The sequence below is a fragment of the Phaeobacter sp. CECT 5382 genome, from assembly GCF_001457775.1.
In the GTDB taxonomy this organism is placed as follows: Bacteria; Pseudomonadota; Alphaproteobacteria; order Rhodobacterales; family Rhodobacteraceae; genus Pseudophaeobacter.
Window position 1 is genome coordinate 207277 of the sequence record NZ_CYSG01000003.1, and the last position, 26990, is coordinate 234266.

A 26990-nucleotide genomic window follows, 5' to 3' on the forward strand; every position below is an offset into this window, starting at 1 on the left:
GCTGCGCGCCGCGCGCCAGCGCGGCGCCGGGCCCAACGGCAAAGCCACATTCTGTGAATGTGGTTGCGCGGGCGGGAGCCCCCCGTTTTCCTCTCGCTCAGGCAGCACCAAAGCAGGACGAAGGCTTGAACTGGTCGCGGACAATGCTTGCAATGCTGGGCAATCGGGCCTAACTGGGCCAGTCTTTCGTGCTTTTGCCCGGAAACAAGTCGCCGCGACCTTGTATAAAAAACGGAACTTGAAATGAACCGCTCATACCTTCCTGGCATTCTTGCCATGGCCGCTGTTGTGGTGGCCTCCAATATCCTGGTGCAATTCCTCTTTGGCCAATGGCTGACCTGGGGCGCCTTCACCTATCCCATCGCCTTTCTTATCACCGATGTGATGAACCGCGTTTATGGCACTGGTCCTGCACGGCGTGTTGTCTTTGCCGGTTTTGTAGTCGGTGTTCTTTGTTCATTGATCGGAACACAGATCATCGGCGAATTCGGCCCGCTGGTCACCCTGCGCATCGCAATCGGATCGGGCCTTGCCTTCCTGACGGCACAGCTGCTGGATGTTTCGATCTTTGCAGCCCTGCGTGGTGGCAAATGGTGGCGCGCGCCGCTGATCTCTACCCTGGTCGGCTCTTCCGTGGATACCGCGCTGTTTTTCACCATCGCCTTTTCCGGAGCCCTCAGCTGGATCGAGCCCAGCAATGATGTGTCCTGGGCCGGTGAAATGCTGCCAATGCTGGGAACCGGACCAGTCGCGCCGCTCTGGGTCTCGCTTGCCGCAGCCGACTGGATGGTCAAGCTGTCGCTGGCGCTGCTCGCACTGGTGCCGTTCCGCATCATCGTGACCCGCCTGACGGCCAAACCGGCCTAAGTCGACAGACTGTGGCGTGCCACAGTCACAATACAACAGTTCCAGCAAAAGGCCGCCTCATACAGAGTGCGGCCTTTCCCATTTGCACAAGCCGCGCTAAATCCAGCCCCATGCTTCATATCAAGGATAATATAGCGCTACAGGACTGGGAATTAACCGAGAGTTTCATGCGCGCCTCGGGCCCCGGCGGGCAGAATGTGAACAAGGTGGCCACCGCAGTCGAGCTGCGGTTCGAGGCGGCCCGTTCCCCTGCGCTTACGCCTGCGGTGAAGTCCCGTCTCAAACGGCTGGCCGGACGGCGCTGGACCAAAGAAGGGGCCATCCTGCTGCAATGCGACGAAACCCGGTCGCAGCAACGTAACCGGGAACTGGTGCGCGAGCGTCTGGCGGATCTGATCCGCAAGGCGCTGGTCGTGCCCAAACGTCGTATTGCGACCAAACCGACTCGTGGCTCAGTCAAGCGCAGGCTGGAGTCGAAAAAGCAGCGCGGTGAAGTCAAGGCGACGCGGGGTAAGATCACCCCTGATTGAAGCTTGCGATTGCACCTCCCTTTCCCCTTGGTCATGTTTGCCCAAAATCATTTGGAGGAAATGCATATGCGGCTTGAAGGAAAAACGGCTATCGTAACCGGTGGTGCTTCGGGATTTGGCCTTGGTATTGTTGACAAATTTCTGGCCGAAGGTGCCCAAGTCATGATCGCCGACATCAATGGCGCTGCTGCCGAGCTGCTGGCCGCTGAGCGTGGCACAGCTGCCATTTCGCAGCAGGTCGATGTGGCCGATGGAGCCTCCGTCAATGACATGGCAGCGGCCGCCATCAAAGCCTTTGGTCAGGTGGATATCCTGATCAACAACGCAGGCGTCACCCATCTGCCAACACCTCTGGACGAAGTGAGCGAAGAGGATTTTGACCGCGTCTTCAACGTGAACATGAAATCCGTCTATCTGACCGCCCGTGCGCTGGTGCCCCACATGAAACAACGCGCTACTGGTGCCATCCTGAACGTGGCCTCCACAGCCGGGGTCTCCCCACGCCCGAACCTGAACTGGTACAATGCCTCTAAGGGCTGGATGATCACTGCCACACGCACCATGGCAGTGGAGCTCGCACCCGCAGGAATTCGCGTCAATGCAATCAATCCGGTGGCCGGAGAAACACCGCTGCTGAAGTCCTTCATGGGCGAAGACACGCCAGAGATCCGCGCCAAATTCCTGTCAACGATCCCGATTGGCCGTTTTTCCACCCCCGAAGACATGGGCAACGCCGCCTGCTACCTCTGCTCTGACGAGGCCAGCATGGTCACCGGCGTGGCGATGGAAGTCGATGGCGGGCGCTGTATCTAGTCGGAAACTCTGATCACCGGGGCCTCAGGCAGTCGGGGTTTCCGGTGCTCATTTTCGGTTTTCGGGCCGGAAAGCCCCTTCTCGCGGTCGCGAGAGGTGACCGGTTTGCGCGGGATCAAAGACCGCATCACAATCATGCCTAAAACGGGGAGGCGATTCTGTCTCGCCCCGGCTTTGCAACAGGAGATCAACGGATGATCCCAGGCCCCAGAAACCTGATTACCGATGTGCCCGGCCTTTTGGTCGGCAGCGCACAGGACTCGGCTCTGAAATCCGGCAGCACTGTGCTTTTGGGCGAGACGCCGCTGACCGCATCGGTCCATGTCATGGGCGGAGCACCCGGCACCCGAGAGACGGATCTTCTGGCTCCGGATAAATCCGTGGCAAAGATTGATGCTCTGGTGTTGTCTGGTGGCTCTTCCTTCGGGTTGGATGCCTGTTCGGGCGTCGTCGACGGTTTGCGCGCACAGGGGCGCGGCTTTGCGCTTGGCCCTGCTATCATCCCGCTCGTCCCCGGCGCTATCTTGTTCGATCTGTTGAACGGCGGCGACAAGTCCTGGCAGAGCAACCCCTACCGGGCCCTGGGTCGTGCCGCCTTTGACGCTGTATCCGAAGAGTTTGAACTGGGCAGTCACGGGGCTGGAACAGGCGCTTTGACAGCGATGCTGAAAGGCGGGCTGGGCTCGGCTTCCTTTGTACTGGAAAGCGGTGTCACGGTCGGCGCCCTTGTCGCAGCAAACCCGATGGGCAGCGTGACGACACCGGGCGCGCGCCATTTCTGGGCCGCCCCTTTTGAAGTAGACGGCGAATTCGGCGGATTGGGGCCGGATCCGGCCAGCGGGTTGGGGCGTCATCTCGACAGCCGCAAGATGCAGGCGATGCGAGATCTGGCCGCAGCGGGGGATCTCCCGACCGAACGCGGCAATACTACCATCGCTATCGTCGCCACTGACGCCGACCTCACCAAAGCGCAATGTCTGCGCGTGGCAACGGCAGCCCATGACGGCATCGGCCGTGCCACTGTTCCCGCCCATTCGCCCGGCGACGGCGATCTCGTCTTTGCCGCCAGCACCGGCTCTAGGCCACTTGCGCAGCCCGAAGCAGAGCTTGGCCATATTGGCCATGTCGCAGCCCTGTGTCTCAGCCGGGCAATCGCGCGGGCTGTCTTTCACGCAACCCCAGAAGAAAAAGATCTCTTGCCCTGCTGGAGACCGGGCTAGATTGGAAGAACAGCGCCTGAAAGGCGCCTGACAAACATGTCACGTTCATGTGGCGAAAACATCTATTGACTATACCCAAAAATGGGCACGTATTTGCCCTAGCCAACTCAAAACCGGAGCAAGCTTATGAAAACCGTCCTGACCGCTGCAATCCTTGGCCTACTGGCCGCCCCCGCCTTTGCCGAGGGTGACCCGGAAAAGGGGCAAAAGGGCTTCAACAAGTGCAAATCCTGTCATGCCGTGACCTCGGACACAGGTGAAAAAATCGTTAAAGGTGGCAAGACTGGCCCCAATCTCTGGGGGATCGTTGGCCGTACCGCCGGAACCTATGAAGGCTTCAAATATGGCAAGGATCTGGTTGCTGCTGGCGAAGGAGGCCTGGTCTGGGACGAAGAAACATTTGCCGCCTACACCACTGATCCGCGCGGCTTTCTGCGTGAACACCTGGATGACAGCAAGGCCAAATCCAAAATGTCCTTCAAGCTGAAAAAGGGCGCCGAAGACATCTATGCCTTCTTGGCCAACCACGGTCCAGTCGTCGAAGCCGAAGAGGCCGAGGCTGAAGGCACTGAGGCGACAGAAGAAGCTGCTTCCGATTAAGGTACACCGGTTGCTGCAAATCCGGGCCTGGTTTTTAGGCCGAAACTGTTTGCTGTTCGAGAATCGGGCAATTTGGGCCGTGCCTTCAGGGGCGCGGCCTTTCGCGTAGTTGCTTTGCATCCCGTCTCGCGCTAGCCAAGGCAGGCTGCGAATGAACGGTAGCCTGATCATGGACCCGGAATGCCCCATTTGATCCCGGCCTGGGTGAACGGCGAACTGACACCAGTGGAGAAGCTTCTGGCTCATGAACAGGGGCTAAAGCACAAGGCCGTCTCGGTTTTTGTGGTCAAAGGTGTGAAGATTCTGATGCAGCGCCGGGCCTTGGGAAAGTATCATACCCCTGGGCTTTGGGCGAATACCTGCTGCACCCACCCGATGTGGCAAGAGGCCTCTTCGGCCTGTGCGGTGCGGCGCATGGAAGAAGAACTGGGCATCAAGGGGCTCTATCCAGAGTTTCGTCATCAACTGGAATATCGCGCCGATGTCGGCCATGGCATGATCGAACACGAAGTTGTGGACGTGTTTCTGGCCCACAGCCATCGTCCACTGACCCCTTCCCCCAATCCGGATGAAGTCATGGAAACGCGCTGGATGGACTATCATGACCTCCTGGCCGAAGTGCAGCGCCATCCCGAACGCTTTACCCCGTGGCTCAAGATTTATCTTCACAAATATGCCGACGTGATATTTGGCCCTGATTTGATCATCGCCTCCAAAACCTGACAGCGCCGGTCCAGACAGCGCCGGTCCTGATCTTCTTTTCCCTTGCTTTGCCAGGACCCAACGTGGTTTTCTGTATCTGATAATTTAGGAGGCATACTTATTATGTCAGTGATCATTGCCGGTGGCGGCATCGCCGGGCTCAGTCTCGGATTGACCCTGCACCAGATTGGTGTGCCCTTTCACATCTACGAGTCTGCCGCTGAGCTGAAGCCCATGGGTGTCGGGATCAATCTGCAACCCAATGCGGTTCGTGAATTGTTTGATCTCGGGCTTGAGGCCGAACTTGAACAGATTGGCATCCGGACACAGCAGCTCGGGTTCTATTCCAAACTCGGCAAAACGATCTGGGAAGAGCCCCGCGGTATGGCGGCCGGCTATGCTTGGCCGCAGTTCTCTGTCCATCGTGGCGCCTTGCAGATGATGCTTTACCAAGCGTTGGTGTCACGGGCCGGTCCCGATTGCATCACCACAGGCGCACGAGCCGTTGGGTTCCAAACCCATGAGACAGGCGCTGATTTGCTGCTGGCCGATGGCTCGCGTCAGTCTGCCCGGCTGATCATTGCCGCTGACGGCATTCATTCGGCCCTGCGGCGGCAGATGTATCCAACCGAAGGCGAACCCATATGGAACGGCCGCATCCTGTGGCGTGCCACAACCAGGACACGGCCATGGAAGGGCGAGGCTGCAATGGTGATGATCGGCCATGACGCCCTGCGTCTGGTGGCCTATCCGATTTCGCGTACCAGCCCGGATGGCACCGCTACAATCAACTGGATCGCGGAAAAGAGCTTTGATCCCGCGACCCCGTGGAAGAAGGAAGATTGGAACCGGGCGGCGGATATCAATGATTTCCTGCCCGATTTCTTGGATTGGCGCTTTGACTGGATCGATGTTCCGGCGCTCATCCAGGGGGCAGAGACCGTCTATGAATATCCGATGGTGGATCGCGATCCCTTACCGCATTGGCAGGTCGGCCCTGTCACTCTGATGGGGGATGCGGCCCATCCAACCTATCCGGTTGGCTCAAACGGAGCCAGTCAGGCCATTCTGGACGCGCGTGTGCTGGGGGCGAGCTTTTTGGAAAAAGGCCTCACCGAGGAGGCACTTACCCACTACGAATCAGAGGTACGCCCAGTGGCCACAGCAATTGGGCAGACCAATCGCGCCGGCAAAGGACCAGATGCCGTGCTGCAGCAAGTGGAGGATCTATGCCAGGGTGATTACAACGATATTGAAGACGTCATACCGGCAACAGACCTGGCCGCCCATGCGGCGCGCTATAAGTCCATCGCTGGTTTTTCCATCGAAGAGCTGAATGCCCGCAGGCCGACCATCGCAGCTGGAGCACGCTATAAACGGCAGCCGTAGCGCTCCCGCCCGTCATCGAGCCTTGCAGGCTCTCTTCCCGTTGGGCCCGGCGCCGCGCTGCCGCGCGGCGTGCGTTCTGCAGCCAGCCCAGTCAGCGACACAACCGCGCCGCGCGTGAGCGCGGCGCCATGCCCAAGGCCGCCAAGGTCAATCGGCGTTAAGCCGAATGACCTGCGGGCGCGGGAGCCCCCCGCTCTTGGTCTTGTTAAGGACTGATGACTAGACGCCGATAGTAGCCTGCACAGCCCGCTGCCAACGCGCGTAGGCCGCCTCGCGCAGATCCGCATCCATCTGCGGTGTAAACTGGCGATCCAGAGCCCAGGTCGCAGCAAAACCCTCTTGATCCGGGTAGATCCCTGCCTGCATCCCAGCCAGCCAGGCCGCACCCAATGCTGTAGTTTCCTGCATTTTAGGGCGATCTACTGCAGCCCCCAACAGATCCGACAGGCTCTGCATGGTCCAGTCGCTACCGCTCATGCCGCCGTCCACGCGAAGGGTGACATGTGTTTCGCCCTGCCAGTCCGCTCGCATCGCTTCCCATAAATCGCGGGTCTGATAGGCTACGCTTTGTAGCGCCGCGCGGGCAAACTCAGAAGGGCCCGAACTACGGGTCAGTCCAAAGACAGCGCCGCGACAGTCCGGCTGCCAGTAGGGTGCACCAAGCCCGGTAAAAGCCGGCACCAACAGCACATCCTGGCCGGGATCCGCCTGCGGCGCCAGATCGCCGGTCTCGGCGGCGGTTTTTATGATGCCAAGCCCATCGCGCAACCACTGCACCGCAGCGCCGGCAATGAAAATCGAGCCCTCCAGCGCATAGGTGGGTTTGCCATTCAGCTGGTAAGCCACGGTGGTAAGCATGCGGTTCTTTGAAACGACCGGCGCGTTGCCCGTATTCAGCAACGCAAAGCAGCCCGTTCCATAGGTGGATTTCATCATCCCTGGCGCAAAACAGGCCTGGCCAATCGTGGCCGCCTGCTGATCCCCCGCAACCCCAAGAATGGGCACCTCTGCCCCGAGGATGTCCGACGTCGTGGTGCCGAAATGAGCTGCACAATCCTGCACCTCTGGCAGCATCTGCATCGGTACATCCAGCAGGGCGCAAATCTCGGCACTCCAGGCGCCCTCACGGATATCATAGAGCATGGTCCGCGAGGCATTGGTGGCATCGGTGACATGCGCAGCCCCACCCGTCAGCCGCCAGATCAGGAAACTGTCGACAGTGCCAAAAAGCAGCTCACCGCGTGCCGCCCGCGCCCGCGCATCCGGCACCGCATCGAGAATCCATTTTACCTTGGTTCCCGAAAAATACGGGTCCAGCAACAGACCGGTTTTGTGGCGGATCATCGCCTCGTGACCGCCAGCGCGCAGCACCTCGCAGTGATCCGCAGTGCGGCGATCCTGCCAGACGATGGCGTTGTGGATTGCCTTACCACTGGCCCTGTCCCAAACCACCGTCGTTTCGCGCTGGTTGGTGATACCGATCCCGGCAAGATCTCCTGCCGTCACCCCTTTGTCTGCTAATACTTGGCGACAAGTCGATACAGTGGTCTCCCACAGATCTTCCGGGTCATGTTCGACCCAGCCAGCCTGGGGGAAATGCTGCGCAAATTCCCGCTGGGCCGTCGCCACAGCCTGCATCTGGGCGTCAAACAAAATCGCCCGCGTCGAAGTGGTGCCCTGGTCGATTGCCAGAATATAGGTCATGTCCCGCCCCCCGTGATAATTCTCCTCAAGGCACGAGTTTAGACATGAAATATGCGGCGCGACCAGCCCTTACTAAAAAGTTAGTTAGGCTGCTACTTTGCCGCTGGTTCAACGGCCACATTATCGATCAGGCGCACGCCTTCCAACCAGGCGGCCACAAAGAGCCGCGCCGGACACACCGCATTGTTCAATGGGCGCAGATCGTCAGCCGCGCACAGCGACAGGTATTCGATCTCATCAAACCCTGCTGCGGCAATGTCAGCCTTCGCAGGCCCCACCAGGTCGTCAAAGTTGCCACCGGCTGCCAGGTCCGAGGCAAGTCGCATCAAAATAGGATGCAACTTGCCTGCCTGCACCAGGGCCGCGTCGGACAGGCGCATGTTTCGCGACGACATCGCCAGACCAGAGGCTTCGCGCACTGTCGGACAGCCAATGACCTCGATCGGGATATCCAGATCCCGCGCCATCCGGCGCACCACCAACAGTTGCTGGTAGTCTTTTTCGCCAAAAAACGCCTGATGGGCACCCGTTTGAAGGAACAATTTTGCCACCACCGTGGCAACCCCGTCAAAATGCCCGGGCCGCTTGGCCCCTTCCATCACATCCGTCACGCCTGCGACCGTAACACTGCTGGCAAAACCCGACGGATAGACCTCTTCCGGGTCGGGCACATAGATCACGTCGACACCATAGGGGCTGAGCTTATCCGCATCCGCATGTTCGGTACGCGGATAATTGGCCAAATCCTCGGGTGAATTGAATTGCTTTGGATTGACAAAGATCGTCACAATGACCCGGTCACAGGCGGCCTTTGCAGCCTCGACCAATGACAGATGGCCTGCGTGCAAAGCACCCATCGTGGGCACCACGCCGACGACCTCTCCGGCGCGGATCCAATTACGATGTATGGCCCGCAGATCAGCGAGACGGCGAATAATCGGAGCAGTCATGGCTGGCGTCAATCCTTGGGAGAAGTCTTGGAAGGCGCCTGATCGGCAAAAACATGTTCCGCCGCAGGGAAGAGCCGCGCGCGCACTTCTGCGGCATATTCGGCAATCGCCGCTTCGGCCTGCACGCCAAGATCACCGTAGCGTTTTACAAACTTTGGTTTGAAGGCGGTGAACAGCCCCAGCATGTCATCCACCACCAAGACTTGCCCATCACAGCCGGCCGAGGCCCCGATGCCAATGGTCGGGATGGGCACGGCGGCCGTGATCTCATCCGCCAGCACCTGTGGCACTTTTTCCAGCACGACCGCAAAGGCACCAGCCTCAGCCACGGCGCGTGCGCCGTCCAGCACCTGTGCGCCACCTTCAGCGCGGCCCTGTACCTTGTAACCACCAAGCGTGTTGATCGACTGCGGTGTGAGACCAACATGGCCCATCACCGGGATGCCGCGTGCCACCAGAAACCGGATGGTCGAAGCCATCTCGACGCCACCCTCCAGCTTGACCGCCGCCGCGCCGGTTTCGCGCATCAGGCGGGCCGCATTGCGAAACGCCTGCTCCGGGCCTTCTTCGTAGGACCCAAAGGGCATGTCGATCACCAGCATTGCACGGGATAGTCCGCGCGCAACGGCCTGTCCGTGCAGAATCATCATCTCCATGGTCACGCCCAGCGTCGACGGAAGCCCATGAAGCACCATGCCGACACTGTCGCCGACAAGGACAAAGTCGCAATGCGCGTCCATCATCTGCGCCATAGGCGTTGTATAGGCCGTCAGGCTGACGATTGGCTGTTTACCCTTCAGAGCAAGGATATCCCCTGCGGTGATTGCGGGGGTCTGAGTGTTCGCGCTCATGATTTTCCCTGGTTTCGTACGGCTTGCGCACGCCTAGCAACTAACGCCGCGTGCTTCCAGTGCGCGAAATGTCCCGCTCCCCTTGATTACCTCACGGAAAAGAGGAAACACTTGGTATTAAGACCCCGGCAACAGGGGATTTTCGCAGACAGGGAGTTATGAGATGACATTCAGAACAATCATTTTTGCCGCCAGTTCGACGCTGGCCCTGATGGCCGGGGCTGCCTTTGCCAAGGAAAACGTCACCATCGGACTGCAGCTGGAACCCCCTCATCTGGATCCGACCAGCGCCGCTGCCGGCGCCATTGATCAGGTGCTTTATTCCAATGTCTTCGAAGGTCTGACCCGCTTCATGGGCGACGGATCTGTGGTAGCGGGCCTGGCCAAAAGCTGGGATATCTCAGCCGATGGCCTTGTCTATACATTCCACCTGAACACAGGTGTCACCTTTCATGATGGCAGTTCGATGGATGCAGAGGATGTGAAATTCTCGCTGGATCGTGCGCGCGCCGAAGACAGCACAAATGCGCAAAAGGCACTGTTTGCCGATATCGCCAGCGTCGATGTTGTTGACCCTGCCACCGTCAAAGTGACCCTCAGCAAAGCCAACGGCAACATGTTGTTCAATCTGGCCTGGGGCGATGCTGTCATCGTCGCGCCTGAAAGCATCGACAATATCAAAACCACACCCGTGGGCACCGGCGCGTTCAAGTTCTCCGGCTGGGTACAGGGCGACCGAATCGATCTGGAAAAGAACGCCAACTACTGGGGCACACCGGCGCATCTTGATGGCGCGACCTTCAAGTTCATCTCAGACCCAACTGCGGCCTTTGCGGCCATGATGGCAGAAGATATCGATGCGTTTTCCGGCTTTCCTGCCCCAGAAAACCTGCCGCAGTTCGACGCTGACCCAAGGTTCCAGGTGCTGGTTGGATCGACTGAAGGTGAGACCATCCTGTCCACCAACAACAAGCAAGCACCGTTTGATGATGTCCGCGTGCGTGAAGCTCTAGCCCATGCCATCGACCGTCAGGCCATCATCGATGGGGCCATGTTCGGCTACGGCACCCCGATCGGCACCCATTTTGCGCCGCACAACCCGGCCTACAAAGACCTGACCGCCGGGTCCGCTTTTGATCCCGCCCGCGCCAAAGCGCTGCTGGCCGAAGCGGGTCTTGCGGATGGGTTCGAAACCACGCTGCATCTGCCGCCACCATCTTATGCGCGACGCGGCGGTGAAATCATCGCGGCCCAGCTGGCGCAGGTCGGCATCAAGGCCGAGATCATCAATGTGGAATGGGCCCAGTGGTTGGAAACCGTGTTCCGCGGCAAGGATTTTGGCCTGACTATCGTCAGCCATACCGAACCCATGGACATCGGCATATATGCCCGACCGGAATACTACTTCCAGTATGACAACGCAGATTTCCAGGCGTTGATGGCCAAACTCAACGCCACTACCGACCCCGATCAGCGCACCGCCATGCTGCAAGAAGCGCAGGAAACCATCTCAAAGGACTATGTGAATGGCTACCTGTTCCAACTGGCCTCTCTCAGCGTGGCCAAAACAGGATTGCAGGGGCTTTGGGCCAATGCCCCCACACAGGCAACCGATCTGACAGCCGTCAGCTGGGCTGAATAAAACAATTCTCATTGCTGCCGGGCGCGAACATATTTGCGCCCGGCTCACCCCTCTTTTCAGGACAAATTCAATGATTGATTTCTATCCGGCAGGATCGCGCCCCAGCCGCCAAGCCCCGGCCCAATGGTTCACGGGCACGGTCTGGATGGATCCTATCATCTCAGCGCAATCCCCTGCCCGGCTGAACGCGCTGCGTGTCAGTTTTGAGCCCGGCGCGCGCACGGCCTGGCATACCCATCCATTGGGACAAACCCTGCATATTCTGCAGGGCACCGGGCTGATCGGGATGCGTAACGAAGCCCCACGATACATGCAGCCGGGTGACACGATCTGGATCCCCGCCGATGTAGAGCATTGGCACGGGGCCGCACCGGAGTGCGGCATGGTCCACCTGGCCCTGCAGGAAGAGGTGGACGGCTCTGCCGCAGACTGGCTGGAACATGTCAGCGACGCAGACTACCTACGCGACGCCAGCTGATCTGACACCCATGCTTCGCTATGCCCTCAAACGCGGTCTGTCGCTACTACTCAGCCTCGCCGTTGCCTCGCTGGTGATCTTCTTTGTCATCGAGGTGGCACCGGGAGATCCCGCGTCCTTCATGCTTGGGATCAATGCCGAACCCGATACCGTGGCCGCCCTGCGCGCCGAGCTGGGTCTCGACCAAAGCAAGGCCCAGCGCTATCTCGCCTGGATTGGCGGCATGGTGACGGGCGACTTTGGCATGTCATATACTTATCGCACGCCCGTGGCTGGCATGATTGCAGACCGTATGTGGGTATCGCTGCCGCTAGCGCTTTATGCGCTGGCGCTATCCACGTTGATTGCCTTTCCGGCTGGCATCTATGCCGCTGCGCGACGGGGAAAGGCCGGTGACATGGCCGTCATGGGGGCGACCCAACTGGGCGTGGCGGTGCCGAATTTCTGGTTTGCCATGATCCTGGTGCTCATCTTTGCCATCAATCTGCGCTGGTTCGGCGCGGGCGGCTTTGCCGGTTGGGACAAGGGATTTGGCACCGCCATTCATTCCCTCACCCTGCCCGCAATCGCGCTGGCGCTACCGCAAGCCGCCATTCTGGCCCGCGTCATGCGGTCCGCCCTGCTGGATATCCTGGGAGAAGATTTCATGCGCACCGCCCGCGCCAAGGGGCTGACGCGCCGTCAGGCTCTGTGGCGGCACGGGCTGCGCAATGCGATGATTCCGGTATTGACCATCATCGGGCTACAGTTTTCCTTTTTGCTGGCAGGGGCCATCATCATCGAACAAGTGTTTTTCCTGCCCGGCCTTGGACGGCTGGTGTTTCAGGCAATTTCGTCACGCGATCTGATCGTGGTGGAATCGGTGGTGATGATCCTGGTCTTTGCCGTGATCAGCGTGAATTTCCTGGTCGATCTGACCTATGCGCTGGTCGATCCCCGCCTGAGGAGCCGCACATGAGCCGCAACCTTCTCTTGGGCACTGTGCTGTCATCGCTGGTGGTGCTGGCGGCCCTGGTCTCGTTCTTCTGGACCCCTTTTGATCACACGGCGATGGATATTCCGGCCAAACTGCAACGCCCCAACGGTCTGCACTGGCTTGGCACCGATCACTTTGGTCGCGATATCTTTTCCATGATCATGGTCGGTGCGCGCACCTCCATTGCCGTAGCACTGGTGGCCGTGGGCATCGGCATGGGGATCGGTATCCCGCTGGGCCTGACAGCAGCGGCACAACAAGGCAGCTGGCTGGATGAGGTGATCATGCGCGCCAACGATCTGGTCTTTGCCTTTCCCTCGCTGGTGATTGCGATCCTGATCACCGCCATTTTTGGCGCCGGGGCCGTGAACGCCATCATCGCCATCGGCATTTTCAACATCCCCGTCTTTGCCCGTATCACCCGCGGTGCAGCCCTGTCGCTCTGGGCGCGCGAGTTCATTCTGGCGGCACGCGTCTCCGGCAAAGGCGCTGCCCGTATTTCAGCCGAACATATCCTGCCAAATGTCGCCAATCTGCTGATCGTGCAGGGCACCATTCAGTTCTCGCTTGGCATTCTGGCCGAGGCAGGCCTGTCTTATGTGGGGCTTGGCGCACAGCCTCCCACGCCCAGCTGGGGCCGTATGCTGGCCGATGCCCAGACCATGGTCAGCTTTGCGCCCCATCTGGCGCTGATCCCTGGCTCTGCCATCATTCTGACGGTGCTGGGTCTCAACCTGATGGGAGACGGCCTGCGCGACTGGCTGGACCCAAAGCTGAGGGTATCGCGCTGATGAGCCTGCTTCAGATATCAAACCTGTCACTGCGGATCGGCAGCCATGCCATTCTCAAAGCTGTGTCGCTCGCAGTCGCCCCCGGTGAAATCGTCGCCGTCACTGGTGAAAGTGGTTCTGGCAAGTCGATGACCGCCTTTTCAGTTATGGGGTTGCTGCCCGAGACAGCCATGGCCAGCGGCAAGATCATGCTTGAGAGCACAGATCTGCTGACCCAGAACGAAGCGCAGATGTGCACCCTGCGCGGGGCAAGTATCGGCATGGTGTTTCAAGAACCCATGACGGCGCTGAATCCGGTCAAGACAATCGGCGATCAGGTGATGGAGACCATCCTGATCCACAAGGCCATGCCAGCGGATCAGGCCCGCACCCGCACACGCTCGTTGCTGGATCGTGTTGGCCTGTCTGCGGATCGCTTTCCCCTGTCGCGCTACCCGCATGAGCTGTCCGGCGGCCAACGCCAGCGGGTGGTCATTGCCATGGCCATCGCCCTGCGCCCCAAGCTGTTGATCGCGGATGAACCAACAACGGCGCTGGATGTCACCACCCAGGCGCAGATTTTGGATCTGCTGCGCGATCTGGTGCACGAGTTTGACATGGGGCTGCTGATCATCACCCATGACCTGGCGGTTGTTGCTAATCTCGCCGATCGCATCGTGGTCATGCGCCATGGCGAGGTCGTGGAAACAGGCTCTACACAGGTACTTTTGCGCGATATGCAGCATCCCTACACAAAGATGTTGTTTGCCGCCTCGAGCCATCAGGTGACCTTGCCGGAACCTCCGGCACCGCAACCGCTGCTGGAGGTCAGGGGCGCGATACGGGACTACCCCTTGCCACGTGAGACACTGTTTGCAAAACCAAAGCAGTTTCGGGCCGTCAAAGATGTCTCTTTCACCCTCTATCGTGGCGAGCGTCTGGGACTGGTGGGTGAGTCAGGCTGTGGAAAATCGACCCTAACTCGGGCCATTTTGGGGCTAGAGCCGCTTCAGGGCGGTGAAATTCTGCTGGATGGCACCCCCATCACCACGACCCAAAACTCAGAAATCCGCCGCAAGATGCAGGTGGTGTTTCAGGACCCCTTTGGCAGCTTCAACCCACGCCACCGGGTGGACAAACTGATCACCGAACCCTTCCATATTTTGAGCGATCCGCCACAGGGTTCCGCCCGCAGTGATCTGATCACCGAAACCTTGCGGGCGGTGGGGTTGCAGCCCGAAGACGCACAGAAATACATCCACCAGTTTTCCGGCGGCCAGCGCCAGCGCATCGCCATTGCCCGCGCCCTGATCACCCGCCCGGAACTGATCCTGTTTGACGAAGCCGTCTCGGCGCTGGATGTCTCGGTGCGCGCCCAGATCCTCGATCTGCTGGCAGAGCTATGTGAGGCCTATGCCCTCAGCTATCTGTTCATCAGTCATGATCTCAGCGTGGTGCGCACCATTACTGATCGCTGCCTGGTGATGCAAAAGGGCGAAATCGTCGAAGCGGGCGCGACCGAGGCGATCTTCTCCTCCCCGCAACACCCCTATACCCAAGCCCTGATTGCGGCCGCCCCGGTGCTGCCCGAAATCGATCTGGGGGCGGCATGAGCACGGCATCAAAGGTCTCTCTTTCCCTGATCATGCCGCGCGAACAGACAATGCTCGCCTCGGTTCTGGCCCCCTATTTCAACGAGGTCGCCCCGACGGCGCGCATAGATGTCACCGAACGGGCCAGCCAGATGCTGCACCGCAAAGACGTAACCGCCTTCTGGATCCGAAATGGCGCGACCCGTATCGGCTTTGCGTTGGTGCTGAACCTGCCGGATGATCGCCGCGAGCTGACGGAGTTTTCCATCTCGGCGCAGCACCGTCGACAGGGCTTGGGGCAAGAGGCCGCTCGGCTGTTGCTACAGGAATTCCCTGGCCGGTGGCGCATGGGGATTTCGGCCCATTCAAAGCACGCACTGGCCTTCTGGGGCACCTGTCTTAGCATTCTGCCCGGCGTGCGTGAGCTGCGCGAAGGTGCGCCGTTCACCGAACATCAGACCAAAAGCTACACATTTGACATTGCAGGACCACAAAATGCCAGGACGACAAAATGACTGATGCAAACCCGATCTGGTTCGACCCGACCCTCTGCCTGATTGGCGGTCAATGGCGACCCGCAGCTGGCGGTGAAACCCTGCCATTGGTGAACCCGTCTGATGGCAGCGCGCTCTGTGAAATCGCCCGCGGCGGTGCCCCTGACATTGATGCGGCAGTACAGGCCGCGGAGGCCGCGCTCAATGGTGAATGGGGTCGGATGACGGCCCTGGATCGGGGCCGCATCCTGACCCGTATCGGCCAACTAGTGTTGGAGCGGGTGGATGAACTCGCTGCCATAGAGGCGATCGATGTGGGCAAACCCCTAACCCAGGCACGTGCCGACGCCGTAGCGCTGGCGCGCTATTGCGAGTTTTATGGCGGGGCCGCTGACAAGGTGCATGGCGAAACCATTCCCTATCTGGACGGCTACACGGTTTATACACTGCGCGAACCGCATGGGGTAACCGGTCATATCGTGCCCTGGAACTACCCGATGCAAATCATCGGCCGGTCTGTCGGGGCGGCACTGACCATGGGCAATGCTTGTGTGCTGAAACCCGCCGAAGAGGCCTGCCTCACAGCACTGGCCTTTACCCATATCGCCATGGAGGCAGGGCTGCCGGCCGGGGCGCTAAACGTGGTGCCGGGCATTGGTGCCGAAGCTGGCGCTGCGTTGACCGCGCATTCTGGGGTGCACCATATCTCGTTTACCGGGTCTGTCGCCACCGGTGCACTGGTCCAGCAGGCTGCTGGCAAGAATGTGATCCCCGTCACGCTGGAGTTGGGCGGGAAATCCCCTCAGCTGGTGTTCGACGATGCCGATCTGGATGCGGCCCTGCCGTTTCTGGTCAATGCCGGCATACAAAATGCCGGTCAGACCTGCTCTGCCTCCTCGCGTATTCTGGTCCAGCGCGGTGTCTATGACGAGGTCAAGCAACGCATGTCAGCCGCCTATGCCGAACTGACCGTCGGCCCCGCCAGCGAGGATCTACGCCTTGGGCCGCTGATCTCAAACCGGCAGAAAGAGATCGTCGAAGGGTTTCTAAAGAAGGGGGCGGATCTGGAACTGGCGGCCACAGGGCGCATCGTCGACCAAGCCCCCGCGACAGGCGCCTATGTCCGCCCCAGCCTGTTTGCAGATGTCCCTGCAGATCATGCTTTGGCTCGGGATGAAATCTTTGGCCCGGTCCAGGTCCTGATCCCCTTTGATACTGAAGAAGAGGCGCTGCAGATCGCCAATGCCACCGAATATGGGCTTGTGGCCAGTGTCTGGTCCCGCGACGGCGCCCGCCAGATGCGACTGGCCAAGAAGTTGCGTGCTGGCCAGGTCTTTCTCAACAATTATGGTGCCGGTGGCGGGGTTGAGCTGCCATTTGGGGGTGTTGGGAAATCCGGCCATGGCCGCGAAAAGGGCTTTGAAGCACTCTATGGGTTTTCACAGCTAAAAACCGTAGCGGCCCATCACGGCTAAAGAGGCGCTTTGGAAAGTAACGCCGCCTGAGGTTTTGCGCCGCGCAAGCGCGTCGCGGGGGGGCAGGCCGCGCCTTTGGCGCGGCCTGCCCGGCCCAAGGGGATCTGTGGCATTTCTATGCAACGGAGACGCGCGGGAGCCCCTGTTTTCTGGTTTGTGGCAAGACCAGCGTCAGACAACAACCTCTTGCCTGACCTGCTCGCCGACGCCAAAGACACGTTTGTAGCGTGCAATCTCTGTCGCTGGTCCCATCGCCTTTTCCGGATTATCGGATAGTTTGACCGTCGGACAGCCATTGGCTGAAATGGCTTTGCAGACCAGCGAAAATGGTGCCAGCCCGTCCCCAGGGACAAGCCCGCGAAAATCATTTGTCAGCAAAGTACCCCAGCCAAAGGATACCTTGGTGCGGCCAGAAAACTGCTGATGTAGTTCGATGATTTTTTCCACGTCCAGTCCGTCAGAAAAGATCACACGTTTCTGGCTCGGATCTTCGCCGCGGTCCTGCCACCATTTGATTGCAATTTCGGCACCCGTTGCCGGATCACCGCTGTCGATACGGATGCCGGTCCAGCCTGCCAGCCAGTCGGGCGCGTGATCCAGAAAGCCCTTGGTACCATAGGTGTCAGGCAAGATGATACGCAGGTTGCCCTCGTGTTCATCATGCCAATCGGACAGTACATCATAGGGGGCTCGCGCCAAGGTCGCATCATCTGCTGCCAGCGCCGAATAGACCATCGGCAGCTCGTGTGCATTGGTGCCGATCGCCTCGACCTCGCGCTTCATCGCGATCAGGCAATTCGAGGTGCCGGTAAATTTTGCCCCCAGACCTTCGCGCATCGCCTGCACGCACCAGTCTTGCCAAAGGAACCCATGCCGCCGCCGGGTACCGAAATCGGCAATGCTTAGGCCATCAACATCACGCAGCTGTTCGATCTTTTCCCAGACCCGCGTCATTGCTCGGGCATAAAGCACCTGCAGTTCAAACCGGCCCATGTCATTCAGCACTGCACGAGAGCGCAGCTCCATCAAGACCGCCAGCGCCGGGATCTCCCAGAGCATGACCTCGTGCCATTTGCCCTCAAAGGTCAGCTCATACTGATCGCCCTTACGCTCCAGGTGATAGGGCGGCAGGCGCAGGCCTTCGAACCATTCCATGAAATCGGGGCGAAACATCTGCCGCTTTCCGTAAAAGGTATTGCCCCGCAGCCAAGTGCTTTCACCGCGCGACAGCGACAAAGAGCGGATATGGTCCAACTGCTCACGCAGCTCGCCCTCGTCGATCAGCCGCGCCAGCGGGATCTTGGTAGATCGGTTGATCAAAGAGAAGGTCACATTGGTGTCCGGCTTGTTGCGAAACACCGACTGACACATCAGCAGTTTGTAAAAATCGGTATCAATCAGGGATCGGATGATCGGGTCGATCTTCCATTTGTGATTGTAGACGCGGGTTGCGATATCCACCGGCGACCTCATGCAAGTTGCTTCAAGAATTGATAGGACAGGCACGGCACCGGGGCAAGGGATTCAACCGGTTCGTTGGCTGCGGGCGGGATGGCTATAGTCTCTTAGCACTTGCAACAACTGGTTTCGGTTGACGGGCTTGGTGACAAATTCATTCATGCCCACCGCCAGACAGGCCTCACGATCCGTGTCAAAGGCATTTGCTGTAAGGGCTATGATCACCGGTTGGGCGTGCGCTGAAGATCGAATGATATGGGTTGCTTCCAGACCATCCATGACCGGCATACTGATATCCATGAGGATGATGTCCGGCGCAAATCTTTTGGCCAAATCCACTGCTTCGGCACCATCCTTGGCGAATTCGAGCTCAATCGGCGCATTCTTCAGGAATTTCTGCACCAACAACCGGTTGACCCGATTGTCCTCTGCTACCAATACCCGCATTCCGTCCAGTTCTGTGTCATCACTTTTGCATACGGCTTCGACTTCTGTTCTGTCATTTGCAGTTTCAACCGCGGGTCGCTCACCTACAGCTTCAACCGCTGGTAAGATCTGAGCACCGCTGGCAGTTTCAAACGGCAAAGCAATGGTAAAGCAAGACCCGGCACCTAGTTGAGACGTGACAGCGATTCGCCCTCCCATGGCTTCGGCCAGACGGCGCGAAATCGCCAGACCCAGCCCAGATCCTCCAAAGCGGCGGCTGATTGCAGCATCTGCTTGAGAGAAGCGTTCGAAAATCCCCGTGAGCATCTCAGTTGCAATGCCGATCCCAGTGTCAGCAATCGCACAGGTGAGGAGCACGGACCCATCCGTATCCGTCTCTGCCTCAAGGCTGATCTTGACCCTGCCTTTTTCAGTGAACTTGATGGCATTCCCCACCAGATTGATCAAAATCTGACGCAGGCGATGATCATCACCATGCAGGAACTGTGGCACATCCGCATCGCGTTCAAAGATCAGCTCCAGCCCTTTGATTTCAGCCTGAGCGCGCAGCAAGCGGATGGTTTCCTCAAAGCAGCGGTGAAGATCAAAATCGCAGGGGTTTAGCGTTATCTCTCCGGCATCCAGTTTCGACAGATCCAGAATGTCATTGATCAGCGCCAGAAGCGTGCGCGCGGAGCTGAGAATAGTATCGGCATAGAGCTGTTGCTCGGCGTCCAGTCTTGTCTCTTCGAGCAGCTGCGCCATACCGATGACACCGTTCATGGGTGTGCGGATTTCATGGCTCATGGTGGCCAGAAAATCGGACTTGGCGCGGTCGCCTTCCTCGGCTGCAGTGCGGGCTTCCTCTAGGTGTTGGGCATTCTGTTTCGCAGCGGTGATATCCCGTTCGATGGCAATATAGGACATCGAGCCACCGTCTTGGTCCAGGATCGGGACCTGATTGGTCTCCAGCCAAATACCGCTACCATCTTTGTGCTTGTTCAGGATTTCAACTCGGAACGGTCGCCCGTCGCGACGCCCGTCATTAATCGCCTGGATCGCCTGAAGGTCGGTGTCCGGATGGTTCAGGAATGTACCGGGATCATGCCCTAGGACTTCGTTGAAACGATAGCCGGTTATTTGGGTGAAAGCCTCGTTCACCCATTGCACCTTGCCGCTTTTGTCGACCAGAAGAATGCTGTCATTGGCGTGGCGAGCAACCAGTGCCAGCTTTCTTGCCTCAGCCTGTTGATCCAAAAGACGCTGGTAGGCGCCCTCAAGCTCCTGTTGTTGCAGGGCCTGTGTCAAAAGAATGCTGCGACTGTGCGCGAAGCTGCGCGCCACAAAAATGAGGTACCAGAGCAAAGCCCCGTAGAGCACCAACAGGCCAGCCAATTGCAGCTGGAAGTCCATATGCTCCACATTCACGGCTCCCACCACCAGCAACAGGATCGGCGCCGTAGCATAGCAAATCAGCCGGGCATAGGTCGCCCAGCGATGATAGGGGAGCAGCAGGCCCGCATTAATCGCCCCACCGGCCAAGAGCCCGACTGTGAAAAGGGGATCCATGAAGACCGGCGCAGTCGTCGGCCCCAGAAGCAGCGCGCCCCAGAAGGGGCCAGCTGCGCCAATGCACATCGCAATACCCTGCAGAAATGCCGTGACGGTCGTCAGGCGCCGAAAACGCTGGCCGGACTCTCCGGCCTGCATGCGTTGATAGGCGTACCGCAAGCACAGACCATCGACGATTTCCGCAATCCCCGCCACCAGAAGCGCAGTTATCCCAACCTGGGGCGCGACAATGGAGCCAAGCATCAGGCAGACCAAAGTGATAAAGCCCATTCTCGCCCAGAAAATTCTTATCTGGCCGCGCAAGTAGCGCAGAAACAACCCGTCCAGGCTATATTGGTCGTGATGCTGCGCCAGAGGGCTTTTGCCCGACTTGCTGCCCTGTTCGGTCATCTTACGCCTTGTCCCCGCACCTGAGACCACAGGAATACCAGCCCGCCTCTTTCAAAAATCCTAAAATGACCCGCTATTTTAACCCCACCCCGGCGGCCGTCATATCGGCCAGTGCCCTGTCCAGAGATCCATCAAGGTCAATGCCCCGGCAGGCCTGCAGCTCGACCGTTACATCAAAGCCCAACCTAGCCGCATCCAGAGCTGAGAATGCAACGCAGAAATCAGTTGCCAACCCCGCCAATGTCAGCCGTGTTATGCCTCTGTTGCGCAGGTAGCCCTCCAGCCCGGTTGCTGTCTTTTTATCATTTTCAAAGAAGGCGGAATAGCTATCCACCACCGAACGAAAGCCCTTGCGCAGAATGAGATCACCGCGGGTAATAAGGTCAGGGTGGAATTCGGCACCTGCACTGCCCTGCACACAATGGTCCGGCCAAAGCACCTGACTGCCATAGGACATCTCGATTGTGTCAAACGGATGCTTGGAAACATGTGTCGAGGCAAAAGAAGAATGCCCCGCCGGATGCCAGTCCTGGGTCAGAATCACCGTTGCGAAATCGCGCATCAAATCATTGATCGGCGCGACCACCTCATCGCCATCGGGAACCGCAAGTGCCCCGCCCGAACAAAAATCGTTTTGCACGTCAATCACAATCAGGGCCTGAGACATTCTGTGCTCCTTACTGCCGCCTGTCCGTCCAGTCTAACCTGCGCAAACATTCTTGGAAACCAATGCCTTTACGATAATTTAACCACTTTCGATCTGTTTCACGCGCCGTTTCGGGCCAGTTTCAGGCATGCGTCTCACCGAGTTTGATATTGTCAGACTGATTGTTTTTCTTGAAATGCGCGCCCGGGAGTTCTAAGGGCCGAGCATGTTCAGAATTGCCGCACTGTACCACTTCACCCGCTTCGCCGATCCTGCCGCCCTGAAACCAGCGCTGTTGGACCTCTGTCTGAGCGCGCACGTCACCGGCTCACTCCTGCTGGCCCATGAAGGCATCAACGGCACCATCGCCGGCCCTGTCGAGGGCATCGAGACAGTCCTGGCCCATATTCGATCCCTTCCCGGCTGTGCCGATCTGGAATGGAAAGAGGCGAGCAGCGACCATCCTCCTTTTGGCAAGATGAAGGTTCGTCTGAAAAAGGAAATCGTCACCATGGGGCAGCCGGATGTCGACCCCAAAGCTCGCGTCGGCCACTATGTCGACCCCGAGGACTGGAACGATCTCATCCGGGCCGAGGACGTCGCGGTCATCGATACCCGCAACGACTACGAGGTGGCAATCGGCACCTTTGAAGGCGCCATCGATCCCGAAACCGAGAGCTTTCGCGATTTTCCAGCCTGGTGGGAGGCCAACAAGGAGCGGTTTCACAACAAACGCGTGGCGATGTTCTGCACCGGCGGCATTCGGTGCGAAAAATCCACCAATTACCTGCTCAGCCAGGGGGTCGAGGATGTGTACCACCTGAAAGGCGGGATTTTACGCTATCTCGAGGAAACCCCCGTCGAGGACAGCAGTTGGCAGGGGGAGTGTTTTGTTTTTGACAATCGCGTTTCCGTTGGCCACGGGCTGGTCGAAGGCCCGCATGAGCTGTGTCATGGCTGCCGCCACCCAATCCTGCCCGAAGACAGATCCCGGCCCGAATTCGAACTAGGTGTATCCTGCCACAACTGCATCGATGTCACCTCAGAAGCGGACAAGACCCGTTTTCGCGAGCGGCAGAAGCAAATGCGACTGGCACAGGCCCGCGCAGAGGGCTGATAGGCACTTTCTGCTCAAACTTCTGCCCAAACAACAGACCTCATTTCCAGCTGCGTGACCAGGCCGCGCGGGATGTATGCGGGATGTATCCTGTGAGCGGCCAAACTGAACGCCCGGCTGAACGTCCCAGAGCCTTCCCAGTGCGTTTTTTGCTTTGAATATTTCCGCCCCACCTGCGCAGAGACCCGCTCACAGCCCCTGATTGCAATCACAACAGATACTTCATACCGAAAAGTTTTTTTGTTGCGAAACCATGCTCAATTGATGCATGATTTAGATAGGTTTAAGTATTTTCACGATAAGTTGTGCAGTCAGTCGAGCGTTTTCAGATGACCCTGCAAATATGTTATCCCCTTATTTCATTTGGATATTTTCCAATTGGTGACGCTGTTCCCAATCCGGATTTGCGCACCGGAGAAAATTTGTGCGGCTGAAGATCTGGTATGAGTAAAAATGAGGCTATCGTGAGTTTGACCCAAGTAAAGCAAATGACCCCAAGTATTTCCCTAGGTGATATTCGCATCCCTGATCTGTTTCGCGATCTGCCAGATGCGGTGATCGTGGCGGATGAAAACCAGCGTATTTCTTGGGTAAACCCCGCCTTGCAGGACATGTTTGGCTATAGCCTTGAAGAGCTGGCAGGTCAGACCACAAAGAACCTTTATGCCGATCACCAGAATTACGAAGAACAGCGAAATGGGCGCTTCAGCCTCACTGCCAGTCAGCGCGGCCACACCTATGACATGCGCTACAGACGCAAGAATGGCAAAGCTTTTTTGTCGCAGACAACGGGTGGGCCAATCCGTGACAAAGACGATTTCATTCTGGGCTATTTCGCCATCATCAAGGACATTTCCAAGACCCGCGCGTTCGAGGATCTGCTGCACAGCCTGTTCCATATCTCATCGGATCAGGACAAGGATGCCACCCAGAAGATTCAGGAAATCATGAAGCTCGGCTGCGAGCATTTCCAAACCGATTCAGGTCTGGTGAGCTGGGTTCATGATGGAACCTACACGATCCTCTACAGCTACTCCGATCTGGTAGATATTCCACGCGGCACGACCTTTCCGCTGGGCGAAACCTATTGTTCGGAGATGCTGTCCGGCAACGGCCCGCTCGCCTGCCACAGTGCCAGGCATTCCAAGTTTGCGGCACACCCCTGCTATGATCTTTTCCTGCTGGAGACCTATATCGGCGTGCCGCTCATCGTGGACGGGAAACTTTTCGGCACGCTGAATTTCACCTCTCCAGACGAACGCCACCCGTTTGAAGACGGTGACCTCGAGGTGATCAAGATGTTTGCCGCCTGGATTGGCCAGCAGCTGAGTTTTGAAAAAGCCACCAATCAGCTGCCACAACCGGGACAACCTGCGCCGACCTAGCCCGCTGCACTGCCTTTTTTGCCCACCGCATATTGGCTTTTTGCCCACCGCAATGACCTATTGTGCTGTACCACAAATTGGGGCTGCCCTGATCTGACAGGATCCGGCAACGCAACAGGCCGCTCCTCTGTTCAGGGCATCCTCTTCAGGGTATCAGGCGCCGATGTTGTCATGATCGGTCAGGCATTCCGAATGATCGCGCAGCACTTCCAGAACTCGGCATTGCGCCACGGAATGATGGCTGCAATCGCAGATCATCCGTTTCAGCTCGACCTGCAAGACCTGCAAGCGGGCGATACGGTCTTCCACCTGTTTCAGCTGCCGCTGGGCGATGGAATCAGCCTCGGCGCAGGATTGCGCCGGATTGTCCGCCAGATCCAGCAACTCGCGGATTGCCTCAAGCGAAAACCCAAGTTGTCGACCGTGCCGGACAAAGGCGAGCCGGTCCAGCTCCGCTTCATCATAGCGGCGCTGGCCGCCCGCGGTTCGCTGCGGCGGCGGCATCAGCCCGATTGTCTCGTAGTAGCGGATGGTCTGCACCTTGGTACCGGTGCGTTTGGCCAAGGCGCCGATTGTCAGCATTTCATCCAACCTCTTTTGCTTGCAGCAAGCGCAGTGCGTTCATTACCACCAAAAGCGAGACCCCCACATCCGCCGCAATCGCCCCCCACATCGAGGCCATTCCCAATGCGGTGGCCACCACAAAGACCGCTTTGGTCAGCAGCGACAAAGCGATGTTCTGATGAATCACCGCCATGGTGCGGCGCGCGTGGCGGATCAACCAGGGCAGACGGCTGATATCATCGCTCATAAGTGCAATATCTGCCGTTTCAATCGCGGCATCCGACCCCATAGCGCCCATGGCGACAGCAAAATGCGCCCGCGCCATGGCCGGGGCGTCATTGATCCCATCCCCCATCATCGCGACCATATCATAGCGGCGGGTCAGGTCTTCGATCGCGGCAACCTTGTCCGCTGGCAGCAGTTCGGCATGGACCTCATCAATCCCGGTCTCGCGGGCGACGGCTTCGGCGGTTGCCGCATTGTCCCCGGTCAGCATCACCACCTTCTGGACCCCAAGGTCATGCAACGTCTGGATCATTTGCCTTGCCTCCGGGCGCAGCCGATCACGCAGCGCAATCAGCCCCAGCAGTCCCGCCGCAGTACCGACCACGACCAAGGTCGCCCCTGCCGCTTCGATCTCGCGCATCTGCGCCTGCGGCAGATCTGCCTCAAACCCTTTTTCCGCAGCATAGCGCGCAGAGCCCAACCAGACCTCCTGCCCCCTGTAGGTGCCTTCGACGCCGCGCCCTGGCACGGTGCGGGTGTCCTGCGCGGCTGGTCCCGCTACATGTTCACGCTGTGCCTTCTCAAGAATAGCCAAGGCCAGAGGATGCACCGCACGCGCCTCCAGCGCCGCCGCCACCTGCAGCAGATCGTTGCGGCCCGTGTCGCCCAGAGGGTAAAGCCCGGCAACTTCGGGGCGGCCCTCTGTCAGGGTGCCGGTCTTGTCCAGCGCGATGGCCTGCAGCCGACCCGGGGCTTCGATATAGGCGCCCCCCTTGATCAAGACCCCGGCACGGGCCGAGGCGGCAAGCGCTGCAACGATTGAGACCGGCGTTGAAATCACCAGTGCACAGGGGCAGGCAATGACCAAGAGCACGAGTGCGTTGTAGAACCAGAACCCCCAGTCTGCCCCCGCCAGCAGCGGTGGCAAAACCGCCAAAGCAATCGCGAGACCCATCACCACAGGTGTGTAAATGCGGGCAAATTTGGTCACCCATTGCTCGACCGGTGCGCGACGGGCGTGGGCCTCTCCGACCATGTGGGTGATCTTGGCCAGCACCGTGTCCTGCGCCAGCTTTGTGGCCTCAACCGTCAGACTGCCATCGCCATTGATGGTGCCGGAATAGACCTCGTCGCCGACCTCTTTGGCGACCAGCGCACTTTCGCCCGTGATCGGCGCCTGATCGACCGCCCCGGCCCCGGCTGTCACCACCCCGTCCAGCGGAATGCGGTCGCCACCGCGCACGACAAAATGCTGGCCGATCTGCACCTCTTCGGCGGGCACATCAATCTCGCTGCCATCCGTGCGGATCAGGCGGGCTGTGGGAGGTGCCAGGTTCAGCAGCGTCGCCACGGCGTTGCGCGCGCGCCCGACGCTCCAGGATTCCAGCGTGAGCGAAAGCGCAAAGAAGAAGGCAACGGTGGCGGCTTCAAAATACTCGCCCAGGGCCAGAGCGCCAAAGACCGCCACTACCATCAGAAGGTTCATATCCGGCGCAAGGTGACGCAGTGCATACCAGGCCTTGGGCAGCACCAGCCAGACACCGAACACCACCGCAATCAGGAACAACCCCAGCTCTGGTAATGGCACCGGCAAATCGCCATGTCCGGCAAACAGCTGGCCCAGCCCTGCCGCGCCGGAATGCCCGATATGCCAGGCCAGGCCAGCCCCCCAAAAGGCGGCACTGGCCCCGGTGAATTGCTTTTGCCGCGCCAGATGCGCCGCCTGATCCGCCTCGGCGCCCTTGGCATCCCACAGTTTGGCATTCATCCCTGTGCGTTTGACCCGCGACACCACTTCGGCATCCGAGATATACTGGGCTGTTTCCAGCAGGGTCATGCGGCCATTCAGAACATCAAAAGCAAGGTGTTCAGCACCGCCTATCGCAGGGCCTATAGCCCGGTTCAGGATTGCGACCTCTTCGGCACAGTCCAGCCCGTTGACCCGAAAACTGCGCCCGGAGCTCAGCTGATCAGGACGGACCAAAGGCACAGCGGCAGTACTGCCACAGCAGCCGCCCTGCGATGCGGCATGGCTATGACCATCATCAGCCACCGGCTGCTGAGCGGACTGGTCCTGAGAGATCGACGAAGAACAGCTATCGTGGGGCATGAGTGGCCTCGTGTTTTTAAAGACCTGTCCTAGATAGACCCTTC

The 26990-nt window shown here is 59.0% G+C and carries 24 protein-coding genes; 16 read left to right on the plus strand and 8 right to left on the minus strand.

The window, feature by feature from the left end:
* The first annotated feature begins 243 nt into the window (after positions 1 to 243).
* The 7 genes from PH5382_RS04715 to PH5382_RS04745 all read left to right on the plus strand — a co-directional run bounded on the left by PH5382_RS04715 (position 244) and on the right by PH5382_RS04745 (position 6121).
* The gene (locus tag PH5382_RS04715) at positions 244 to 867 is read left to right on the plus strand and encodes a queuosine precursor transporter (RefSeq protein WP_058333199.1); all 624 of its coding nucleotides are present in this window, start codon (positions 244 to 246) and stop codon (positions 865 to 867) included.
* Between the two features lie 110 nt (positions 868 to 977).
* Positions 978 to 1397: an alternative ribosome rescue aminoacyl-tRNA hydrolase ArfB gene (arfB, locus tag PH5382_RS04720; protein WP_058333200.1), complete on the plus strand. Its 420-nt coding sequence runs from the start codon at positions 978 to 980 to the stop codon at positions 1395 to 1397.
* 66 nt (positions 1398 to 1463) lie between these two features.
* Positions 1464 to 2210: an SDR family oxidoreductase gene (locus tag PH5382_RS04725; protein WP_058333336.1), complete on the plus strand. Its 747-nt coding sequence runs from the start codon at positions 1464 to 1466 to the stop codon at positions 2208 to 2210.
* 194 nt (positions 2211 to 2404) lie between these two features.
* The gene (locus PH5382_RS04730; RefSeq protein WP_058333201.1) at positions 2405 to 3430 is read left to right on the plus strand and encodes a P1 family peptidase; all 1026 of its coding nucleotides are present in this window, start codon (positions 2405 to 2407) and stop codon (positions 3428 to 3430) included.
* Positions 3431 to 3556: 126 nt separating this feature from the next.
* Complete coding sequence (locus PH5382_RS04735; RefSeq protein WP_058333202.1) at positions 3557 to 4030, plus strand: c-type cytochrome; 474 nt, start codon at positions 3557 to 3559, stop codon at positions 4028 to 4030.
* 180 nt (positions 4031 to 4210) lie between these two features.
* Positions 4211 to 4753, plus strand: coding sequence for an isopentenyl-diphosphate Delta-isomerase (gene idi, locus PH5382_RS04740; RefSeq protein ID WP_058333203.1), 543 nt, complete (start codon positions 4211 to 4213; stop codon positions 4751 to 4753).
* 102 nt (positions 4754 to 4855) lie between these two features.
* Positions 4856 to 6121, plus strand: a complete 1266-nt coding sequence (locus PH5382_RS04745; RefSeq protein ID WP_058333204.1) for a flavin-dependent oxidoreductase — start codon at positions 4856 to 4858, stop codon at positions 6119 to 6121.
* 219 nt (positions 6122 to 6340) lie between these two features.
* Here PH5382_RS04745 and glpK read toward each other — a convergent pair whose 3' ends face one another.
* From glpK to panB, 3 genes are all read right to left on the minus strand, one after another.
* Positions 6341 to 7825 carry a glycerol kinase GlpK gene (glpK, locus tag PH5382_RS04750; RefSeq protein WP_058333205.1) on the minus strand — a complete coding sequence of 495 codons (1485 nt, stop codon included), beginning with the start codon at positions 7823 to 7825 and terminating at the stop codon, positions 6341 to 6343.
* Between the two features lie 92 nt (positions 7826 to 7917).
* Entirely contained in the window at positions 7918 to 8775 is an 858-nt protein-coding gene (panC, locus tag PH5382_RS04755; RefSeq protein WP_058333206.1) for a pantoate--beta-alanine ligase, read from the minus strand.
* An 8-nt stretch (positions 8776 to 8783) separates the two neighbouring features.
* The gene (gene panB, locus PH5382_RS04760; RefSeq protein WP_058333207.1) at positions 8784 to 9626 is read right to left on the minus strand and encodes a 3-methyl-2-oxobutanoate hydroxymethyltransferase; all 843 of its coding nucleotides are present in this window, start codon (positions 9624 to 9626) and stop codon (positions 8784 to 8786) included.
* 163 nt (positions 9627 to 9789) lie between these two features.
* On the opposite strand from panB, the gene PH5382_RS04765 reads away from it, so the two are divergent.
* From PH5382_RS04765 to PH5382_RS04795, 7 genes are all read left to right on the plus strand, one after another.
* A complete protein-coding gene (locus PH5382_RS04765) occupies positions 9790 to 11268 on the plus strand; it encodes an ABC transporter substrate-binding protein (RefSeq protein ID WP_058333208.1) in 1479 nt (492 codons plus the stop codon).
* Positions 11269 to 11338: 70 nt separating this feature from the next.
* Complete coding sequence (locus PH5382_RS04770; protein ID WP_058333209.1) at positions 11339 to 11746, plus strand: (R)-mandelonitrile lyase; 408 nt, start codon at positions 11339 to 11341, stop codon at positions 11744 to 11746.
* Positions 11747 to 11756: 10 nt separating this feature from the next.
* Positions 11757 to 12704, plus strand: a complete 948-nt coding sequence (locus PH5382_RS04775) for an ABC transporter permease (protein WP_058333210.1) — start codon at positions 11757 to 11759, stop codon at positions 12702 to 12704.
* Complete coding sequence (locus PH5382_RS04780) at positions 12701 to 13513, plus strand: ABC transporter permease (protein ID WP_058333211.1); 813 nt, start codon at positions 12701 to 12703, stop codon at positions 13511 to 13513. Before PH5382_RS04775 ends, PH5382_RS04780 begins: the two co-directional genes overlap by 4 nt.
* A complete protein-coding gene (locus tag PH5382_RS04785) occupies positions 13513 to 15105 on the plus strand; it encodes an ABC transporter ATP-binding protein (RefSeq protein WP_058333212.1) in 1593 nt (530 codons plus the stop codon). The genes PH5382_RS04780 and PH5382_RS04785 overlap by 1 nt, the downstream gene beginning before the upstream one ends.
* Positions 15102 to 15599 carry a GNAT family N-acetyltransferase gene (locus PH5382_RS04790; RefSeq protein ID WP_058333213.1) on the plus strand — a complete coding sequence of 166 codons (498 nt, stop codon included), beginning with the start codon at positions 15102 to 15104 and terminating at the stop codon, positions 15597 to 15599. Before PH5382_RS04785 ends, PH5382_RS04790 begins: the two co-directional genes overlap by 4 nt.
* Complete coding sequence (locus tag PH5382_RS04795; RefSeq protein WP_058333214.1) at positions 15596 to 17053, plus strand: aldehyde dehydrogenase family protein; 1458 nt, start codon at positions 15596 to 15598, stop codon at positions 17051 to 17053. The genes PH5382_RS04790 and PH5382_RS04795 overlap by 4 nt, the downstream gene beginning before the upstream one ends.
* 171 nt (positions 17054 to 17224) lie before the next feature.
* Here PH5382_RS04795 and pncB read toward each other — a convergent pair whose 3' ends face one another.
* The 3 genes from pncB to pncA all read right to left on the minus strand — a co-directional run bounded on the left by pncB (position 17225) and on the right by pncA (position 21566).
* A complete protein-coding gene (gene pncB / locus PH5382_RS04800; RefSeq protein WP_058333337.1) occupies positions 17225 to 18514 on the minus strand; it encodes a nicotinate phosphoribosyltransferase in 1290 nt (429 codons plus the stop codon).
* 63 nt (positions 18515 to 18577) lie between these two features.
* Positions 18578 to 20899: a hybrid sensor histidine kinase/response regulator gene (locus PH5382_RS04805; protein ID WP_058333215.1), complete on the minus strand. Its 2322-nt coding sequence runs from the start codon at positions 20897 to 20899 to the stop codon at positions 18578 to 18580.
* 73 nt (positions 20900 to 20972) lie between these two features.
* Positions 20973 to 21566: a bifunctional nicotinamidase/pyrazinamidase gene (gene pncA / locus PH5382_RS04810; protein ID WP_058333216.1), complete on the minus strand. Its 594-nt coding sequence runs from the start codon at positions 21564 to 21566 to the stop codon at positions 20973 to 20975.
* Positions 21567 to 21771: 205 nt separating this feature from the next.
* On the opposite strand from pncA, the gene PH5382_RS04815 reads away from it, so the two are divergent.
* On the plus strand, positions 21772 to 22662 hold the full coding sequence (locus PH5382_RS04815; RefSeq protein WP_058333217.1) for an oxygen-dependent tRNA uridine(34) hydroxylase TrhO: 891 nt from the start codon (positions 21772 to 21774) through the stop codon (positions 22660 to 22662).
* A gap of 488 nt (positions 22663 to 23150) precedes the next feature.
* Positions 23151 to 24047 carry a PAS domain S-box protein gene (locus tag PH5382_RS04820; RefSeq protein ID WP_058333218.1) on the plus strand — a complete coding sequence of 299 codons (897 nt, stop codon included), beginning with the start codon at positions 23151 to 23153 and terminating at the stop codon, positions 24045 to 24047.
* A 153-nt stretch (positions 24048 to 24200) separates the two neighbouring features.
* Here the strand turns inward: PH5382_RS04820 and PH5382_RS04825 are convergent, their stop codons facing one another.
* Together PH5382_RS04825 and PH5382_RS04830 are read right to left on the minus strand one after the other, a co-directional pair.
* Positions 24201 to 24629 (minus strand): MerR family transcriptional regulator, encoded by a 429-nt coding sequence (locus PH5382_RS04825; protein WP_058333219.1) that lies wholly within the window; start codon positions 24627 to 24629, stop codon positions 24201 to 24203.
* A gap of 1 nt (position 24630) precedes the next feature.
* Positions 24631 to 26946, minus strand: coding sequence for a heavy metal translocating P-type ATPase (locus PH5382_RS04830; protein ID WP_058333220.1), 2316 nt, complete (start codon positions 26944 to 26946; stop codon positions 24631 to 24633).
* Positions 26947 to 26990: the final 44 nt, after the last annotated feature.

Excerpts from the sequence above, each read along its gene's own strand:
- PH5382_RS04715 (WP_058333199.1), top strand. The coding sequence starts at position 244 with ATGAACCGCTCATACCTTCCTGGCATTCTTGCCATGGCCGCTGTTGTG.
- arfB (WP_058333200.1), top strand. The coding sequence starts at position 978 with ATGCTTCATATCAAGGATAATATAGCGCTACAGGACTGGGAATTAACC.
- PH5382_RS04725 (WP_058333336.1), top strand. The coding sequence starts at position 1,464 with ATGCGGCTTGAAGGAAAAACGGCTATCGTAACCGGTGGTGCTTCGGGA.
- PH5382_RS04730 (WP_058333201.1), top strand. The coding sequence starts at position 2,405 with ATGATCCCAGGCCCCAGAAACCTGATTACCGATGTGCCCGGCCTTTTG.
- PH5382_RS04735 (WP_058333202.1), top strand. The coding sequence starts at position 3,557 with ATGAAAACCGTCCTGACCGCTGCAATCCTTGGCCTACTGGCCGCCCCC.
- idi (WP_058333203.1), top strand. The coding sequence starts at position 4,211 with ATGCCCCATTTGATCCCGGCCTGGGTGAACGGCGAACTGACACCAGTG.
- PH5382_RS04745 (WP_058333204.1), top strand. The coding sequence starts at position 4,856 with ATGTCAGTGATCATTGCCGGTGGCGGCATCGCCGGGCTCAGTCTCGGA.
- glpK (WP_058333205.1), bottom strand. The coding sequence starts at position 7,825 with ATGACCTATATTCTGGCAATCGACCAGGGCACCACTTCGACGCGGGCG.
- panC (WP_058333206.1), bottom strand. The coding sequence starts at position 8,775 with ATGACTGCTCCGATTATTCGCCGTCTCGCTGATCTGCGGGCCATACAT.
- panB (WP_058333207.1), bottom strand. The coding sequence starts at position 9,626 with ATGAGCGCGAACACTCAGACCCCCGCAATCACCGCAGGGGATATCCTT.
- PH5382_RS04765 (WP_058333208.1), top strand. The coding sequence starts at position 9,790 with ATGACATTCAGAACAATCATTTTTGCCGCCAGTTCGACGCTGGCCCTG.
- PH5382_RS04770 (WP_058333209.1), top strand. The coding sequence starts at position 11,339 with ATGATTGATTTCTATCCGGCAGGATCGCGCCCCAGCCGCCAAGCCCCG.
- PH5382_RS04775 (WP_058333210.1), top strand. The coding sequence starts at position 11,757 with ATGCTTCGCTATGCCCTCAAACGCGGTCTGTCGCTACTACTCAGCCTC.
- PH5382_RS04780 (WP_058333211.1), top strand. The coding sequence starts at position 12,701 with ATGAGCCGCAACCTTCTCTTGGGCACTGTGCTGTCATCGCTGGTGGTG.
- PH5382_RS04785 (WP_058333212.1), top strand. The coding sequence starts at position 13,513 with ATGAGCCTGCTTCAGATATCAAACCTGTCACTGCGGATCGGCAGCCAT.
- PH5382_RS04790 (WP_058333213.1), top strand. The coding sequence starts at position 15,102 with ATGAGCACGGCATCAAAGGTCTCTCTTTCCCTGATCATGCCGCGCGAA.
- PH5382_RS04795 (WP_058333214.1), top strand. The coding sequence starts at position 15,596 with ATGACTGATGCAAACCCGATCTGGTTCGACCCGACCCTCTGCCTGATT.
- PH5382_RS04805 (WP_058333215.1), bottom strand. The coding sequence starts at position 20,899 with ATGACCGAACAGGGCAGCAAGTCGGGCAAAAGCCCTCTGGCGCAGCAT.
- pncA (WP_058333216.1), bottom strand. The coding sequence starts at position 21,566 with ATGTCTCAGGCCCTGATTGTGATTGACGTGCAAAACGATTTTTGTTCG.
- PH5382_RS04815 (WP_058333217.1), top strand. The coding sequence starts at position 21,772 with ATGTTCAGAATTGCCGCACTGTACCACTTCACCCGCTTCGCCGATCCT.
- PH5382_RS04820 (WP_058333218.1), top strand. The coding sequence starts at position 23,151 with ATGACCCCAAGTATTTCCCTAGGTGATATTCGCATCCCTGATCTGTTT.
- PH5382_RS04825 (WP_058333219.1), bottom strand. The coding sequence starts at position 24,629 with ATGCTGACAATCGGCGCCTTGGCCAAACGCACCGGTACCAAGGTGCAG.
- PH5382_RS04830 (WP_058333220.1), bottom strand. The coding sequence starts at position 26,946 with ATGCCCCACGATAGCTGTTCTTCGTCGATCTCTCAGGACCAGTCCGCT.